Here is a 15154-nt window from a genome sequence, read left to right as displayed (position 1 = left end):
GAACCGATTCGACGGCGATATCACGGATACGAAGACGGCACAGCGACGCGATGTTAGTGAAGCGGCTCCTCGTCGCCAGCCGGTGCGGCCATGTTGTCGATCGTGAGGATGAGCGTGTTGTTCGTGTTGTCCTTCCCCTCGAGTGTTCCCTCGATCAGCAGCTTCGACAGGGGGGTCGGCCCGACGCTTATCGAGTCGCCCTCGGTGAATTCGGACATCGATCCCTGGAGTTTGATTTCGGCGCGACACAGCTCGGGGTGGTGGACGCTCGTCAGATCGATCTCCTGGACGTTCGCCCCCGTGATCAGTTCGCCGTTGTGACGGAACGGGACGTCGGCCGCCTGATCCATCTCCTGAATCTTCAGCGCGTCGTACGCCGTTGCCGTCGGTTTGTATCCACCCTTCGGTCCGGGTACGCCCTCAACCAGTTGGAGCGCCTTGAGGCTCTGCATCTGATTTCGGATCGTCCCCGGGTTCCGGTCGACCTTCTCGGCGATGTCCTCGCCTTTGACCGCGCTCTCGGACTCGCGAAAGAGGTTGATGAGTTCCTGAAGAATCGTCTTCTGACTGGGAGTAAGTTCGATCGATGACATAACCTCTACTTTGATAGTTCCGGACTTAAAGGCGACGGTGAGGCGATTCGTCGCGGTTCGTTCACCACGGTGAGAGCGATTATCGGGACCGTCCACCACGCCCGTTTTTGTCGCTTCGCGCCGGAGTCGACGTATGGACGTACGAGTCATCGGCGCCCCGATGGATCTCGGAGCCGACAGGCGAGGTGTGGACATGGGACCCTCGGCGATCCGGTATGCGGGACTGGCCGACTCGATTCGCTCCCTCGGACACGCCATCGACGACGCCGGCGATCTGCCGGTTCCGCGCCCCGAAGGGCGTGATCCCAACGCGGAGCGGCCACCGAACGGGAACGCGAAGTACCTTCGCGAGACCCGATGGGTCTGTCGGCGCGTCGAGAGCGCGGTCGCCGACGCGCTCGACGAGGGAGCATTCCCCCTCGTGTTGGGCGGGGACCACTCGATCGCGATCGGAACTATCAACGGAGTGAACAAAGACCGGAAGCTCGGCGTGCTCTGGATCGACGCCCACGGCGATTTCAACACACCCGAGACGACGCCGAGCGGGAACATCCACGGGATGCCCGTCGCTGCGATACTCGGCCGTAGCGTGTTCGGGGAGATGGAGTGGGCCCGAACCGATGTCGAAGAGCGCAACGTCGCGATGGTCGGCCTCCGTGACATCGGCGCGGAGGAGCGAACGGCGATCGCGGACAGCGACGTCACCGTCTACACGATGAGTGACATCGACAACCGCGGGATGGTCCCCATCGTCGAGGACGCGCTGGACGCCGCGCTCGACGGCGTCGACCGCCTTCACGTGAGCTTCGACATGGACGTGCTTGACCCCGGCGAGGCCCCCGGCGTCGGGACGCCGGTTCACGGCGGCGTCACCTATCGAGAGGCTCACACGGCGATGGAGCTGATCGCGGGGACCGACGCGTGCGTCTCGATGGAGGTCGTCGAGGTGAACCCGATCCTCGATTCACACAACAGAACGGCGGAGCTCGCGGTCGAACTCGTCGCGAGCGGCCTGGGAAAACAGATCCTGTGATCAACACACCGACCGCTGCGAGTTCGAGGTGACGATGACGCTGCTTGCCGCCATCCCGACGGCGGCGAGCTGTGGATTGAGCAGCCCGGCGACGGCAGCGACGATCTCTTCGACGAGTACGATGCGTTCGTCGAGAAGCACGTTCGAGACCCCGGACCGTTCCTCGACGGACACGACCTGCTGTGCGGCGAGGGGTATGTCGCCTTTCACAATCTCGCCCGGCTGAACCTCGATACCAGACACCCGAACGCCGGCTACCGGTACGCAGAGGAGGCCGACGATCCGTCGATCCTCCGCGCGGAGTTCACGCCGTCGACGCCCTTCTGCCCGCAGGCGCACACGCTGACGATCGGGTCGTTTCGGGCGTGGAACGGGCTCACAGAACAGCACGACTACGATCTCGTCCGCGTTTGCGCCACCCCGATGCACCACGACAGCGGCTCGATCAACGACGGACTGGCCGACATCGAAGAGACGTTCGAGGAGATCGGGTCCGTCGAGGGGATCGATGACCCGAGCGGCAGCCTCGGTCCCAGTTCGAGTCCCTCACAGAGTTCCTCGGGGATCGGTGACCTAACCGAAAATGCGCCGTTTTGATCACGGTTCGTCGCGATCGAACGGTCCCAACGATCGCGACGAGTTCGCCACGACGAGCGTGCTCGACGCCGCCATCGCGACCGCGGCCAACAGCGGATTCAACAGTCCGGCGACGGCGAGCGGGATCGCGAGGCCGTTGTAGACGAACGCCCAGCCGAGATTCTGTCCGATCCGGCCGTTCGTTCGCTCGGCAATTTGGAACGTCTCCGGAATCGCCCGGAGGTCGTCGTCGACGACGACCGCGTCGGCCGCATCGCCCGCGAGTTTCGTCCCGCTTCCCAGCGCGACCCCGAGATCGGCCGCAGCGAGCGCCGGCGCGTCGTTGCTCCCGTCGCCGACCATCGCGACCGGGCCGCGTCGTCTGAGCCGTCTGACCGTCTCGGCTTTCGCCTCCGGGGGGACGCCGTCGAACACCTCCGAGACGCCGTCGACCGACCTGAACCGATCGGCCGCGGCTCCCTCGTCACCGGTCAATACAATGATGTCGCGATCCGCTGCGAGCGTCTCGACCGTCTCTCGCCACTCGCTTCGAGGGGTGTCGCCGACGACGATGACGCCGCGTGCGCGCCCGCCCCAGCCGACGACGACCGGCACGTCGCCTGCGTCCCTGGTGGCTTCGATCCGTCGCTGGATCTCGGCGTCGATCGAGAGGCCGCGTTCGCGGAGTAGATCCGGGTGTCCGACGACGGTCTCGGCGCCGTCGACCGGGGCGCTGACGCCCCGGGACGCCCGATCGAACGTGTCCGGATCGACGGCCGCCGTGCCGCCATCCGTCGCTGCGCCGGTCGAGGAGGCCGTCGAATCCGAGGCGTACTCGACGATGGCGGCCGCGATCGGATGTTCGGAGAGCGACTCGACCGCCGCGGCGCGGCGGACAACCTCGTCGGGATGCTCGCCGTGCACCGAGACCACGGACATCGCCCCCTCGGTCAGCGTCCCCGTCTTGTCTAGCACGACGGTTTCGATCTCCGGGGCGTCCTCGAACACCGCCTCGGCGGTCACGATGATCCCACGGTCGGTCGCCGTCTTGATCCCCGACGCGATGGCCAACGGCGTCGCGAGCCCCAGCGCGCACGGGCAAGAAACGATGAGGACGGTCAATCCGAGGAGCATGGCAGTCGTGAACCCACCGCCCGAGAGCAGCGTCCACGCGACCGTCGCGCCCGAGATGACGATGACGATCGGGACGAAGACTGTCGCGAGCCGGTCGGCCAACCGCTGGACGCCCGGCGTCGAACTCTGGATCTCCCAGAGCAGTTCCACCAGCCGGTCGAGCGTGCTCGTCGCGGGATCGTCGACCTCGATCACGATCGGCGCGTCGGTCACGACCGTGCCGCCGGCGACCGGATCGCCAGGGCGCTTACCGACGGGCGCGGACTCGCCGGTCACGAGCGACTCGTCGACGGCGGCGCTTCCCTCGACGATCTCACCGTCGAGGGGAACGCGCTCGCCGGGGCGAACGAGGAGTCTGTCGCCCGGTTCGACGGCGTCGATGGGGACCGTTTCCCCGTCCGCACGGCGCGCGTCGTCGATCGACTGCTCCGTGAGCGCCGACAGCCGGCCGACGGCGCGCTGTTTGATCTTGCGCTCGTAGTAGCTGCCGCCGGTCACCACGAGGATGATGGCGACCGACACGTCGAAGTAGAGGTCGGTCCGGCCAACGCCCATCGCGAGGGTGCTGTACACGTAGGCGCTCAGCGCGGCGAGCGCGACGAGGAGGTCCATGTTCGGAACGCCTGCGCGGAGGCTGACGTACGCCCCGCGAAGGATCGGCCACCCGGTGTAAAAGAGGACGAACGACGACATGATCCAGATGTACCCGAAGACGTACAGCCCATCGTAACCGCCAAAGTCGACGACGGGGGCGTATCCGAAGTACGTCGGATACAGAAAGAACGCGTACATGACCATCACCATCATGCCGAAGAAGCCGCCGCCGGCGAGGAACGCGGCGGTCTCGTTCGCGTCTCCGCCCGGCGAGCCGTCCTTGCGGCGACCGGCGGTGTAGCCGTATCCGGACAGGATCTCGAGGAGGTCGTCCTCGGCGAGCACGTCGGGGTCGTACCGAACGCGGACGGTGTCGGTCGCGTAGCTGGCTTCGACGTCGTAGACGCCGTCTCGGGTTCGTCCCCGGCCCTCGAGGAACGCCTCACAGGTCGTACAGTGCATCCCGTCGACGGCGAAGAACGCGGCTTCGCCGTCCTCGTCTTCGGCGTCCGGTGTTCGATCCGTCGAGTCATCGCCTTCGATGGCGTCTTTGACCGCCGTCGCCGCCGCGTCGTCGAGGTCACCCAACGAGCGCTGGACTTCGAGACAGCCGCGACAGCAGAACTCGCCGTCGACATCGGGGTCGGTTATCGGCTGCGTCGGCGTCGGAAGATCACAGAGCCGACAGCTCGTCTCGGCGGTCGTCGACTCTGATGGATGGTCAGTGGTGGTCATCGGCGCTTGTTAGAGTGGTTGGTAGAACGGGATCGGTGGGTGCGGTAGATGGATACCGTAGAGCATCAGTCCGTGCTGGAGCGGGATGTAGCCGAGCACAATGAAGGCGGCACCGAGCACCCGGTGGAGTCGAACCCGGTTTGCAGTCCCCAACGATCCCAGCGCGGTCCCGTAGACGAACAGCGTCGGAATCGTCCCGAGGCCGAGGACGCCGAGCGACAGCGCGCTCCGTATCGGATCGCCGAGGGCGAACGCGTACAGATACGCCGGGTAGATGATCGGACAGGGGAGTAATCCGTGGATCGCACCCAAGCCGACGATTCCGGGTGAGTTCGCGAGTCGGTCGATGCGCCCGGTGAGCAGTCCCGAGATTCGAGCGAAGAGCGAGCCGACGACCGGGATGCCGTGCGGGACGCCCGACTGCCCCCGGAGGTAGTAGGCGCCGCTGGCGATGATGGCGACGCCGACGAGGATTCCGACCCCCGCCCGAACGTCGTTTCCGATCGCCGCGACCGCGTCGACCGAGGTGAACGCCAGGCCGCCGAGCAGGCCGAACAGCCCGCCCAAGAGCGCGTAACTGCCGGCGCGGCCGAGGTTGAACAGCGCGTGCTGGCGCACTTCGTACAGCGTCAACGCGTTGCCGCGCTTGGACGTGGAGCCACGTTGGGGGTTGAACCGGTCCGCGTAGGTAGTCACGAGCGGCCCACACATGCCGAGACAGTGCGCGCCGGCGAACAAGCCGACGACGAGAAATACCAGGAGGTCGATGTTTCCGGCCGTGATCGCCGTCGCCGAGCCGTGGTCGTGGCTCTGGGCGATGACGGCGAGAGCGGCAGCCGGTGTGGCGGCTCCCATCGATCAGGCGGACGCGTGGCCGTGGTGATCCGAACCGTTTGCCGGCCCCGTGGCGACGAACAGTCCGATGAGGATGAGGGCGACGTTGATCGCCGACACGAGCCCCGCGGTTCCCGAGCTAGCGAGACCATACCAGGCGACCGGGGCGAGCGCGAGCACGCCGACGGCGACCGCCACCCTCGGAGAGATCGAAGCCGAATCCATGAAAAACGCTACGGCCCGATTAGTTAAAAACCATCGGCCGAATCCCACCGAACTGGATCGGGTGAACTATTACATTAACTCGCCACACATAGAGCGCACACATGAGCTCAGAGCTTGAACGGGAGATCGGACACGACGAGTTCGATCCGAAAGGAACGTTAGCGTTAATAATGGTATATTTTCTGATACTCGTCGTCCTGTGGATCTTCATGTACTTCGTTGAGTTCCTCGGGAACGACCTGACCGTCGTCGGAGTGATCGCATGAACATCCACACGTACGAGAAGTTCTGGCTCGCCGCGTCGATGCTGCTCATCGTCGGCTTCATCCTGACGATCACGTACGGGTCGGTCGGTCTCGGAATCGCGATGATCGACGACTCCTCTCCGACTGTCGACCCGGACAACCTCGGCGAGCACCCCGGGTTTTCCGACCCCGGCGTCGAACGGGTCGGTGAGAACGAGTACGAGGTTCACGTGATCGCGGTGCAGTTCGCGTACTTCCCGGGCGAGATCGAGGTTCCGGCGAACAGCACCGTGACGTTTCGACTCACGAGCGAGGACGTGATCCACAGTTTCAGCGTCGTCGGCACGAACGCGAACACGATGATCATCCCCGGCGAAGTCGCGAGCCTAACGGTCGAAACCGAAGAACCGGGGGAGTACGGCATTATCTGCAGTGAGTACTGCGGGGCCGGCCACCACGATATGGAGGGCAAACTCGTCGTCGTTCCCCAAGAGGAGTTCCAGCTGGAGGGAGACCAATGAGCGTCGAAGGAAGCACGTACATCGATCAGTTCCCGAGCGAGGCGAAGCTCATTCGCACGGCGTTTTACAGTTCCTTTGTCGCGCTCTTCGTCGGCGCGCTGATGGGCCTGTTGCAGGTGTTCCACCGGCTCGACATCGCTCGGATCGTCGAGTCGGCCGACTACTACTCATTGCTCACGCTACACGCCGTCCTGTTGGTGTTGACGTTCACGATCTTCTTCCTCGTCGCCATCTTCACGTGGGCCGTCACGACGAGTCTCGACCGTGGTCTCGAAAGTATGCGCTTCGCGTGGGCCTGGTACGGACTCATGGTGGCCGGAACGCTCATGGCCGGTATCGCCATCCTCGGCGCGTTCATCCCAGGACTCGACATGAGCGCGGCCGTTCTCTACACGTTCTACGCGCCGCTACAGGCGCACCCGCTGTTCTATCTCGGTCTCGTGGTCTTCATCGTCGGCACGTGGATCGCCGGCTTCGATTGGTTCCGCTCGTGGTGGGCGTGGAAACGCGAAAACCCAGACGAGCGGATCCCGCTGCCGACGTTCATGGCGTTGACGACGACTCTGTTTTGGTATCTCTCCAGCCTCGGCGTGGCCATTTCCGTGCTCGTCTTTCTTTTGCCGTGGTCGCTCGGTATCTTCGATCAGGTCAACGCGCTCTTGACCCGAACGCTGTTTTGGTACTTCGGTCACGCTGTCGTGTACTTCTGGCTGATGCCGGCGTACATGCTGTGGTACACTCTGCTGCCGAAGATCTCCGGCGGAAAACTGTTCAGTGATCCGCTCGCACGCGTGGTCTTCGTCCTCTTTTTGATCCTCTCGACGCCGACCGGAATTCACCACCAGTACCTCGACCCCGGAATCGCGGAGGGGTTCAAGTTCATCGTCATGGTGAACACGATGTTCCTGCTGTTACCGAGCCTGTTGACGGCCTTTACCGTCGTCGCCAGTATGGAACACGGGGCTCGCCAGCGCGGCGGGTCGGGCACGTTCGGGTGGCTCCGTGCGCTCCCGTGGCGTGACCCGGTGTTCGCCGGCATGGCGCTTGCCGGACTGATGTTCGCCGCCGCCGGATTCTCCGGGATGATCAACGCCGGCATGAACATCAACTACCTCGTCCACAACACGTGGTGGGTCGTCGGTCACTTCCACCTCACCATCGGGACCGCCGTGGCCCTGACGTTCATGGCTGTCACGTACTGGTTCCTCCCACAGATGACCGGCAAGAAGCTCTGGAGCAAGACGGCCGGCCTTGTGCAGGTCCTGTTGTGGTTCCTCGGCATGACCTTCATGTCGAACTCGATGCACCGGCAGGGCCTGATCGGCGTTCCGCGCCGGACCGCGGAGCCCGAGTACCGCGGCTTCGAGTACGAGGTCGCGGTCGGTTCGATGAGTGAACTCAACATGCAGATCGCCATCGGCGGCACGCTGCTTTTCATCTCGGCGCTGCTTTTCCTCTTCATCGTCGGGATGACGGTCCTGGGAAGCAGAACCGACGGGATCGCCGACAACGGGTTTGCCGACACGCTGTCTGGCCCCGAGGACGCACCGCGGGTCCTCGATAATCTGAAGCTGTGGACCATAATCGCGGTCTTGCTCGTGATCCTTGCATATTCGCTACCGCTCGCCTCGATAATCAGCCGCGGCGGCGTCTTCGGTCCCGGTGGAAGCCCGTCGCCGCAGTTCATCGAGTCGGTCCTTCTCTACGGAGAGGTCGCAGTCGACACCGCGTCGAAGGTGGTTTCCTGATGCGCGTTAGCCCGCTCGGCCTCCTCGTCGCCATCGTGATCATGGTGCCGATCATCATCGAGATGCGAACCGTCTTCGTCCACGTCGGCCTCGACGTGTCTCTCGCGGAGACGGCCCTGCTCGGTTTGGCCATGATCGGCGCGATCGTGCTGTGGGCCGTCGCCCCAGACCTCCGCGGGAAGGGCCGATCTAACGGCGGATAGGCTGCGTTGTGACGCTTTTCTGGAAGTCGCCCGACGCCCGCGAGCGGCGCTGACACGTTCGTCACGCGGTTTTCGGATGCTAACGTACGGTCGGGACCAGACACGCCGAGTCGCACGACCGCGACGACCCGGACCCGACCACCGGGCGCGTTCGCGACATCTCTCGGCCTACCAACCTCGAAACAGCCCATCGCCCACGGTATGGAGATCCGTCGACGTACCCCGACGATCGGCTCGCTGCCGCCGACTTCGGGCTCCTGTTCGTCGCGAGCGTGGTGTTTGCTCCTCGGAGACGCGGCCCGAGGTCGGTCGTAGGCGTGTTTCGAAGAGCCGCGGCTTCGAACACGAGACGTCGGAGGATGACGGCGTCTGACGCGTCGTATATCACCCACGCGTGAGGCGGGGCGTTGAGCCGTTCGGGATCAACTCGCGTAGATGGCGTAGTTGAGCACCGCGGCGAACGACACCCACAGCAGATACGGGACGAGCAGCGCGGCCGCGCGCCGGTCGACACGGTGGAAGGCGACGATCGTCACGACGACGGCGACCCAGAGGACGGCGATCACCGCGAGCCCGAGGTCCGGGCGTCGCAGCCCGAAGAAGATCGGGGTCCACGCAAGATTGAGTGCGAACTGTACCCCGAACGCCGACAGCGCGAGTCGGACGTCGCGCCGACCGAACCCGTGTGCCCAGACGACCGACAGCGCGATTCCCATGAGGGTGAAAAGCGCCGTCCAGACGATCGGGAAGGCGATCTCCGGTGGATAAAACGAGGGGCGGTCGATCCAGTCGGTGTTCGAGCCGACGAAGACGGCGGGGAGCGTACCCACGAGATTGACGGCGACGACGAAGCCGGCGGTTCGGAGGAGGTCACCGCGCGAGGTCGACAGGAGCGAACGATACCGCACGATCAGTACGCTTCCGCGAGCCCGACCAGGGCCTCGTGATCGGTCGTCGTGTGGGGGGCGGTGAGCGGCGAGACGCTGACGCGTCCCTCGATGACGGCGCGGCGATCGCTACCGACGGGATCAGGGATGCTCCCCTCGGCCATCAGCTCCCAGATCCGATCGTTGAGTCTGACCGTTCCGTTGCCGTCATGGTCGGCGTCCATCTTGTAGACGTGCGAGGGGCGCGTGATCTCCATCTTCGCGTGCCCCGTCGCCGGCGGAAGAGGGGCGTTGACGTTGAGGTAGTCCGCCGTCTCGAAGACGCCGACGTTCGAGGCGTGTTCGACGAGGAACTCGACGGCCCGCGCCGCTTCGCCGAAGTGGGCCGGCTCCGGCGTGAACTCGTCGAAGTCGAACTGGCCGGCGGGAAAGTACACCGATGCCGCGATCGCTGGGACGTTGAAGAAGGCGGCTTCGACGGCCGCGGAGACGGTCCCCGAACGCCCGAGGACGTAGGCTCCGAGGTTGGCCCCCTGATTGGTACCGGAGACGACCAGATCGGGCTCGAAGTCCAGCGAGCCGAGGGCAGCGATGACGCAATCTCCCGGCGTTCCCTCGACGGCGTACCCGAGCTCGTGTTCGTACAGATCGACGGTCTGTGAGAGCTGTCGGCCAACGGCGCTTTGATCGTTCGCCGGCGCGACGGCCATCACGTCGGCGATCGGGGAGAGCCGATCGTACAGCGTCCGGATCCCGACAGCGTCGATCCCGTCGTCGTTCGTGAGGAGGATGTTCATGCGGGTCGTGGGAGGGCGGATCGCAAAAGTTCACCGCCGCGGATCGTCCAGTTCATCGCCCACCGAGAAGCTCTCGAACGCTCTTCGCGTACAGCGCCATCGCGTTTCGTCTGCTCCCGTCTATCGCCCGACGGATCGTCCGACCGACGTTTTCGGCGATCCCGTCGCCGTGACCGACGAGCAACCGATCTGGATCGTAGCTCCGGAGCGTTTTCGGCGGCAGGAGGCGTAACATCGGGTGAACGCCAAGCGGTTCGGCAGCCGTCCGGAAGTAGTCGGCCGTCCCGAGCGACTCGGGGACGACGAGCGTCTCGCCGTCGAACAGCACCGCTTCCTGCCACAGCGGGTTATTGATTAGCCGAATCACGTCGAAATCCGCCAGCTCCCGATCGAAGCGTCTCGTCGGCGCGTCGAGTTTCTCGACGACGCCATCCATCCACTCGGGAACGTAGACGGGCACGTCGTGTCGGGTCGCGATCGCCGCCGCGTCGCGTTTATGTCGGTCGAGGAGGACGACCACACCCTCCGGATCGGCGTACTCCGCGAGGAGATCGTCGAGCCCCTCGGCGTCGACGGGGTCGACGAGCCACAGTCCGCCGTCACTCTCGACGGCGTGGGAGGCACGCTGCATCGTCTCGTCCGGATACGCGATCCAGCCGACGCTACCGCCGAAGCGGTCTACGACCGTCAAATCGCCCGTACCGGAGCCTTTCATCGCCATGCCATTTATAAGTGATAGTGACCCATAAATGCGGGGGTCGAAGGGGTTCGATCCGTCACCGGTCGGCCGGCGGGCCGGGCACTTAAAACGGGGCCGAGAGAGCCCTCCACACTTATTTCCGAGCGCCGCCCATTACCAGTTATGCTCGACGCGTGTCGGTGGCTCGCGCTGGAGGTCAAATACCTCGATCCGATCGTCTCTTTTTATACCACCTCCCTCTCAACGCCGGTCGTCGCGGAGTCCGACCGCGAGATCGCGGTGTCGGTTGGCGGGGAGGCCGAGATCCGCCTTCGACGCCCCGACGGCGTCCCGCGTGGCGGACTGCACACCCACTACGCGCTGTCGTGCCCGGCGGACGCCTACGATCTGTGGTGGGATCAGCTCTCGGCGAAGTTCGACCTCCAGGAAGTCGATTTCGGCAGCATGCGCTCGCTGTACCTCTACGACCCGGTGGGAAACTGCGTCGAGATCGGCGGCGCGGACGACGTCCAAGGACTCGACGATCCGACGCTGTCAGGCATTTTCGAGGTCGTCTTCGAGGTCGAATCGCTCCCCGACGCCGAGGACTTTTACACGGATCTCGGCTTCGAGATCGTCGACCGCGGCGACGACCGACGCCGGACTCGGCTCACGACGGGACCGTTCGACATCGAGCTGTGGGAGCCGCACTTGGGTCTCGCAGACGCGCGTGGAGGCGTCCACGTTGATGTCGGGATCGGCTCGGGCGACCCGGCGGCGACCGCCGACGCCGTGGCCGATCGGGCGACGAAACGCGAACCCGTCGAGGGCGGCGTCCGGATCCGCGATCCGGACGGCCACTACCTGACGTTCGTCGACGATTTATAACTCTTCGATCGGCTACTTATAAACCCTCAGTCCAGCCGGTCGGTGTCGATCTCCCGGCCCGGCGGCGAGACGACGAGAAAGCCGCGAAAGTGCATCAGTTCGCCGCCGAGATCTCTGATTTCGCGGGCAAAGCCAGCCGCGAGTTCGTTCAGGTCGCCATCGACGTTCAACACGAGCACGTCGTCGTGTTCGACGTGCATGATCCACTCGTCGGGATCGGTCGTTCCGTCGAGCACCCCGAGCACGACGCTGCCGCTGCCCGTCGGTTCGTCGAGTTCGCCTTCGGCGGTCTGTAAATCGAGATCGAAGTCACCCATACAGCTCACTCAGAGCGGGGGCGAAAAAGCTTGCCGGCCTGTCGAAGCGCGGACGAAGCGAACGCCAGTTCGCACAACCCCTGCCGGAACCGGCCGTTAGTAATCATCTATCGTCACATATCGAGTATGGTGGGTGTCGACGTCGAGTACTGCGCCCCGTGCCGACTGGCCGGAACGACCATCACGACCCGGCGCGTGCTCGCTGACCGACTGCGGGAATACGACGAGACAGAGAGCGTTCGCGTCGAGCCGACCCAGGAGGATGTCTTCTGCGTGAGCGTCGACGGAGATCGGATCTCGTCGGTCGATCCGCGGGGACGGGTCGATCCGATGGAAGCGGTCGGGGCGGTTCGGTCGTGGCTCCGCTCTTTACCGTCGTCGCGCCGCTCGATTCGGACCGCTTTTGTCCGTCGGTCCCGAATCAACGGCAGTGACGGACGAGCCTGCGGACGCCGGAGAACGGGCGATCGATCTCGACGCGTTTTACGACGCTCTCGGGGGGCGGCGACGTGCCGTGACCGCGGCCGAAATCGCCGAGACGGTCGATCGTTCGGCTGGCGTGGCGACCGCCGGGTTGGACGAGTTGGCGTCCGACGGACTCATCGAACGTCTCGACGTCGCCGACCAGTCGGCGGTCTGGGTTCCGAAGGCAGCCGCGTCGGCGGACGAGCGAATCACGGTGTTCGAGAAGCGCCGCGAGATCGTCGTCGACCAGCCCGCACAGTACACGCGAGCGCTGTTGACGCAGTTCGCCCACCTGGCGGACACGAACCGCGAGGGCGGCTACATCTACACCGTGCGAGAGGAAGACGTTTGGAACGCCCCCTACGAGACGCTCACGGAGCTGCTCGCGACGGTTCGCTCGGCGCTCGGCGGCCGGTACGAGGCTCTGGAGGAGTGGATCGGAGGACAGTGGGAGCGCGCCCACAAGTTCCGGCTCGTGACTCACGAGGACGGCTACGTCGTCCTCGAAGCAAAGAGCGCGGACCTGCTCGGCAACATCGCGGAGCCCAAACTCGCCGACGGCGTGCTGCGGGCCCGCATTGGTGACGCGACCGCGTGGGTCGCCGACGACCGGACGGCCGAACTCAAGCGGACGCTGTACGAGGCCGGCTACCCAGTGCAGGACCACCGTGATCTCGAGACGGGCGACGACCTTCCCTTCGAGTTGCGGCCCGAACTGCGGGCGTATCAGGCCGACTGGGTCGAGCGGTTCATCGACTTGGGGTCGGGCGTGTTGGTCGGCCCGCCCGGCTCCGGGAAGACCATCGCCGCCCTCGGGATCATGTCGGAGATCGAAGGCGAGACGCTCGTGTTGGTCCCCTCCCGCGAACTCGCCGGCCAGTGGCACGACGCAATCTTAGAACACACGACGCTGTCGCCGGAGCTGATCGGCGAGTACCACGGCGGCTCGAAGGATATTCGGCCGGCGACGATCGCGACCTACCAGACCGCCGGGATGGATCGCCACCGGATGCTGTTCGACTCCAGAAAGTGGGGACTGATCGTCTTCGACGAGGTCCACCACGTCCCCTCGCCGATCCACCGACGGAGCGCGAGCCTGCAGGCCAAACACCGGCTCGGACTGACCGCGACGCCGGTCCGGGAGACGGACGATCAAGAGGAGATCTACACGCTGATCGGTCCGCCGATCGGCACCGACTGGGAGGCGCTGTTCGACGCCGGCTACGTCGCCGAACCGGAGGTCGAGATTCGGCTGCTTCCGTGGGGGTCGGAGACCCACCGAAGCGAGTACGCGGCCGCCGATGGGCACGGACGCCGACAACTCGCCGCGACGAACCCGGCGAAGCGCAGCGAGATCGCGGCGATCCTCCGCGAGAACCGCGGTTCGAAGGCCATCGTCTTCGTCGAGTACATCGACCAAGGCGACGCGATCGCCGAGGCGCTGGACGCCCCGTTTATCAGTGGCGAGACGCCACACGCCCGCCGGAGTCGGCTGTTCGATCGGTTCCGACGCGGCGAGGTGGAGACGATCGTCGTCTCGCGGGTTGGCGACGAGGGGATCGACCTCCCCGACGCCGAGATCGCGATCGCCGCCTCGGGGCTCGGCGGCTCGCGCCGACAGGGCGCACAGCGGGCCGGCCGGACGATGCGGCCCGTCGGGAAGGCGCGGATGTACGTCCTCGCGACGCGGGGGACGACGGAGGAGGACTTCGCCAGAAACCGGACGAAACACCTCGCGGCGCGCGGCGTCCGGGTTCGGGAGGCCGAATCGGCCGCCTTCGGCGATCGAGGGGACGCCGGATCGGACGCCGACGAGGAATGACTTAACACGGCCGAACGCGAGATCAGCGTGTGAACGACGCGGCAGACAACGGAGTGCGCGGCAACGACGGCGGAGTGCGCGGACGCCGCGACCGAGTCGCCCGACATCCGACGCCCGGCCCGCACAACTCCCTGTGGTCGTGGCCCGACGCGAAGCACCCGTTTCGGGTGATACTCAACTACGTCTGCATCGTGCTGGCGCGCCACTCGCCGAGCCTCCGGAGCAAAAACTGGCTGCTTCGACGGATCGGCGTCACCGTCGGCTCCGGCGTGTCGTGGGGGCTCGAATCGACGCCGGACGTCTTCTGGCCGGAGCTCATCACCGTCGGGGACGACGCGATCGTCGGGTACGACGCGACGCTTTTGTGTCACGAGTTCCTGCAGGACGAGTACCGCACAGGCGAGGTGCGGATCGGCGAGCGCGCGATGATCGGTGCCGGCGCGGTCGTGTTACCGGGCGTCGATATCGGTCCGGACGCGCAGGTCGCGGCGAACTCGCTCGTCACCGAGGACGTTCCGGCCGGGGAGACGTGGGCCGGCGTTCCGGCGGAGCCGGTCACGCGGAGATCGGACGGAGACTAGCTCACTCGAAGATCCCGCTCTCCTCGCGCAGCGATTCGATGTCGTCAACGACCGCCTCAGCCGCGTCGGGCGAGAGCGCGATCTGGACCTCGTTTCCCGAGGCGTCCGTCGCGACGATCTTCACCTGACTATCGCCGAACGCCCGAGCCTCGGCGGATTCGACGTCGAAGAGTTTCGCGCTCGCGGACTTGTTCGTCGGGCCGACGTTCTTGATGCTCCCGTCTTTGAGTTCGATCATGAACGAGTCGAGGTTCAAGTTCAGCATGGGTGACCGTAG

General features: G+C 65.3%; 17 protein-coding genes and 1 pseudogene. 9 read left to right on the top strand and 9 right to left on the bottom strand.

Annotated features, from left to right (window positions below):
* Positions 1 to 53: 53 nt before the first annotated feature.
* Complete coding sequence (locus DM868_RS08125) at positions 54 to 593, bottom strand: HTH domain-containing protein (RefSeq protein ID WP_137276356.1); 540 nt, start codon at positions 591 to 593, stop codon at positions 54 to 56.
* Positions 594 to 726: 133 nt separating this feature from the next.
* On the opposite strand from DM868_RS08125, the gene rocF reads away from it, so the two are divergent.
* The gene (rocF, locus tag DM868_RS08120; RefSeq protein WP_137276355.1) at positions 727 to 1626 is read left to right on the top strand and encodes an arginase; all 900 of its coding nucleotides are present in this window, start codon (positions 727 to 729) and stop codon (positions 1624 to 1626) included.
* 69 nt (positions 1627 to 1695) lie between these two features.
* Positions 1696 to 2223 carry a hypothetical protein gene (locus DM868_RS08115; RefSeq protein WP_394347526.1) on the top strand — a complete coding sequence of 176 codons (528 nt, stop codon included), beginning with the start codon at positions 1696 to 1698 and terminating at the stop codon, positions 2221 to 2223.
* Here DM868_RS08115 and DM868_RS08110 read toward each other — a convergent pair whose 3' ends face one another.
* The 3 genes from DM868_RS08110 to DM868_RS08100 are packed head-to-tail and all read right to left on the bottom strand — an operon-like array spanning position 2224 to position 5724.
* Positions 2224 to 4665, bottom strand: coding sequence for a heavy metal translocating P-type ATPase (locus DM868_RS08110; protein WP_137276354.1), 2442 nt, complete (start codon positions 4663 to 4665; stop codon positions 2224 to 2226).
* Positions 4666 to 4674: 9 nt separating this feature from the next.
* On the bottom strand, positions 4675 to 5520 hold the full coding sequence (locus tag DM868_RS08105) for a sulfite exporter TauE/SafE family protein (protein ID WP_137276353.1): 846 nt from the start codon (positions 5518 to 5520) through the stop codon (positions 4675 to 4677).
* A 3-nt stretch (positions 5521 to 5523) separates the two neighbouring features.
* The gene (locus DM868_RS08100; protein WP_137276352.1) at positions 5524 to 5724 is read right to left on the bottom strand and encodes a cytochrome-ba3 oxidase subunit; all 201 of its coding nucleotides are present in this window, start codon (positions 5722 to 5724) and stop codon (positions 5524 to 5526) included.
* A 101-nt stretch (positions 5725 to 5825) separates the two neighbouring features.
* Here DM868_RS08100 and DM868_RS08095 point away from each other — a divergent pair, with 101 nt between their 5' ends.
* The 4 genes and pseudogenes from DM868_RS08095 to DM868_RS08080 all read left to right on the top strand — a co-directional run bounded on the left by DM868_RS08095 (position 5826) and on the right by DM868_RS08080 (position 8441).
* Positions 5826 to 5990, top strand: coding sequence for a cytochrome oxidase (locus DM868_RS08095; RefSeq protein WP_137276351.1), 165 nt, complete (start codon positions 5826 to 5828; stop codon positions 5988 to 5990).
* Positions 5987 to 6475: pseudogene (locus DM868_RS08090) on the top strand (cytochrome c oxidase subunit II); the annotation flags it as partial. The gene DM868_RS08095 and the pseudogene DM868_RS08090, both read left to right, overlap by 4 nt.
* 11 nt (positions 6476 to 6486) lie before the next feature.
* Complete coding sequence (locus tag DM868_RS08085) at positions 6487 to 8238, top strand: b(o/a)3-type cytochrome-c oxidase subunit 1 (RefSeq protein ID WP_137276349.1); 1752 nt, start codon at positions 6487 to 6489, stop codon at positions 8236 to 8238.
* The gene (locus DM868_RS08080) at positions 8238 to 8441 is read left to right on the top strand and encodes a hypothetical protein (protein ID WP_137276348.1); all 204 of its coding nucleotides are present in this window, start codon (positions 8238 to 8240) and stop codon (positions 8439 to 8441) included. Before DM868_RS08085 ends, DM868_RS08080 begins: the two co-directional genes overlap by 1 nt.
* Positions 8442 to 8863: 422 nt before the next feature.
* Here the strand turns inward: DM868_RS08080 and DM868_RS08075 are convergent, their stop codons facing one another.
* Genes DM868_RS08075 through DM868_RS08065 form a run of 3 tightly spaced genes read right to left on the bottom strand, consistent with a single transcriptional unit; the run spans position 8864 to position 10846 of the window.
* Positions 8864 to 9349: a TspO/MBR family protein gene (locus DM868_RS08075; protein WP_246049037.1), complete on the bottom strand. Its 486-nt coding sequence runs from the start codon at positions 9347 to 9349 to the stop codon at positions 8864 to 8866.
* A 2-nt stretch (positions 9350 to 9351) separates the two neighbouring features.
* Positions 9352 to 10125 (bottom strand): 5'/3'-nucleotidase SurE, encoded by a 774-nt coding sequence (surE, locus tag DM868_RS08070; RefSeq protein ID WP_137276346.1) that lies wholly within the window; start codon positions 10123 to 10125, stop codon positions 9352 to 9354.
* Positions 10126 to 10177: 52 nt separating this feature from the next.
* Entirely contained in the window at positions 10178 to 10846 is a 669-nt protein-coding gene (locus tag DM868_RS08065; RefSeq protein ID WP_137276345.1) for a hypothetical protein, read from the bottom strand.
* Between the two features lie 141 nt (positions 10847 to 10987).
* Here DM868_RS08065 and DM868_RS08060 point away from each other — a divergent pair, with 141 nt between their 5' ends.
* Positions 10988 to 11692, top strand: a complete 705-nt coding sequence (locus tag DM868_RS08060; RefSeq protein WP_137276344.1) for a VOC family protein — start codon at positions 10988 to 10990, stop codon at positions 11690 to 11692.
* Positions 11693 to 11718: 26 nt separating this feature from the next.
* Here the strand turns inward: DM868_RS08060 and DM868_RS08055 are convergent, their stop codons facing one another.
* Positions 11719 to 12009 carry a DUF5779 family protein gene (locus DM868_RS08055; RefSeq protein WP_137276343.1) on the bottom strand — a complete coding sequence of 97 codons (291 nt, stop codon included), beginning with the start codon at positions 12007 to 12009 and terminating at the stop codon, positions 11719 to 11721.
* Positions 12010 to 12439: 430 nt separating this feature from the next.
* Here DM868_RS08055 and DM868_RS08050 point away from each other — a divergent pair, with 430 nt between their 5' ends.
* Complete coding sequence (locus DM868_RS08050; protein ID WP_137276342.1) at positions 12440 to 14296, top strand: DEAD/DEAH box helicase; 1857 nt, start codon at positions 12440 to 12442, stop codon at positions 14294 to 14296.
* Positions 14297 to 14325: 29 nt separating this feature from the next.
* The gene (locus DM868_RS08045; RefSeq protein WP_170964457.1) at positions 14326 to 14877 is read left to right on the top strand and encodes an acyltransferase; all 552 of its coding nucleotides are present in this window, start codon (positions 14326 to 14328) and stop codon (positions 14875 to 14877) included.
* 1 nt (position 14878) lies between these two features.
* Here DM868_RS08045 and DM868_RS08040 read toward each other — a convergent pair whose 3' ends face one another.
* Positions 14879 to 15142, bottom strand: a complete 264-nt coding sequence (locus DM868_RS08040) for a hypothetical protein (RefSeq protein ID WP_137276341.1) — start codon at positions 15140 to 15142, stop codon at positions 14879 to 14881.
* Positions 15143 to 15154: the final 12 nt, after the last annotated feature.

The organism is Natronomonas salsuginis (genome assembly GCF_005239135.1).
Lineage (GTDB): Archaea > Halobacteriota > Halobacteria > Halobacteriales > Haloarculaceae > Natronomonas > Natronomonas salsuginis.
This window is presented reverse-complemented; position numbering and strand designations above follow the sequence as displayed.

Bases quoted from the DNA above. Each gene is read 5' to 3' on its own strand.
- DM868_RS08125 (WP_137276356.1), bottom strand. From the start codon at position 593: ATGTCATCGATCGAACTTACTCCCAGTCAGAAGACGATTCTTCAGGAA.
- rocF (WP_137276355.1), top strand. From the start codon at position 727: ATGGACGTACGAGTCATCGGCGCCCCGATGGATCTCGGAGCCGACAGG.
- DM868_RS08110 (WP_137276354.1), bottom strand. From the start codon at position 4,665: ATGACCACCACTGACCATCCATCAGAGTCGACGACCGCCGAGACGAGC.
- DM868_RS08105 (WP_137276353.1), bottom strand. From the start codon at position 5,520: ATGGGAGCCGCCACACCGGCTGCCGCTCTCGCCGTCATCGCCCAGAGC.
- DM868_RS08100 (WP_137276352.1), bottom strand. From the start codon at position 5,724: ATGGATTCGGCTTCGATCTCTCCGAGGGTGGCGGTCGCCGTCGGCGTG.
- DM868_RS08095 (WP_137276351.1), top strand. From the start codon at position 5,826: ATGAGCTCAGAGCTTGAACGGGAGATCGGACACGACGAGTTCGATCCG.
- DM868_RS08085 (WP_137276349.1), top strand. From the start codon at position 6,487: ATGAGCGTCGAAGGAAGCACGTACATCGATCAGTTCCCGAGCGAGGCG.
- DM868_RS08080 (WP_137276348.1), top strand. From the start codon at position 8,238: ATGCGCGTTAGCCCGCTCGGCCTCCTCGTCGCCATCGTGATCATGGTG.
- surE (WP_137276346.1), bottom strand. From the start codon at position 10,125: ATGAACATCCTCCTCACGAACGACGACGGGATCGACGCTGTCGGGATC.
- DM868_RS08065 (WP_137276345.1), bottom strand. From the start codon at position 10,846: ATGGCGATGAAAGGCTCCGGTACGGGCGATTTGACGGTCGTAGACCGC.
- DM868_RS08060 (WP_137276344.1), top strand. From the start codon at position 10,988: ATGCTCGACGCGTGTCGGTGGCTCGCGCTGGAGGTCAAATACCTCGAT.
- DM868_RS08055 (WP_137276343.1), bottom strand. From the start codon at position 12,009: ATGGGTGACTTCGATCTCGATTTACAGACCGCCGAAGGCGAACTCGAC.
- DM868_RS08040 (WP_137276341.1), bottom strand. From the start codon at position 15,142: ATGCTGAACTTGAACCTCGACTCGTTCATGATCGAACTCAAAGACGGG.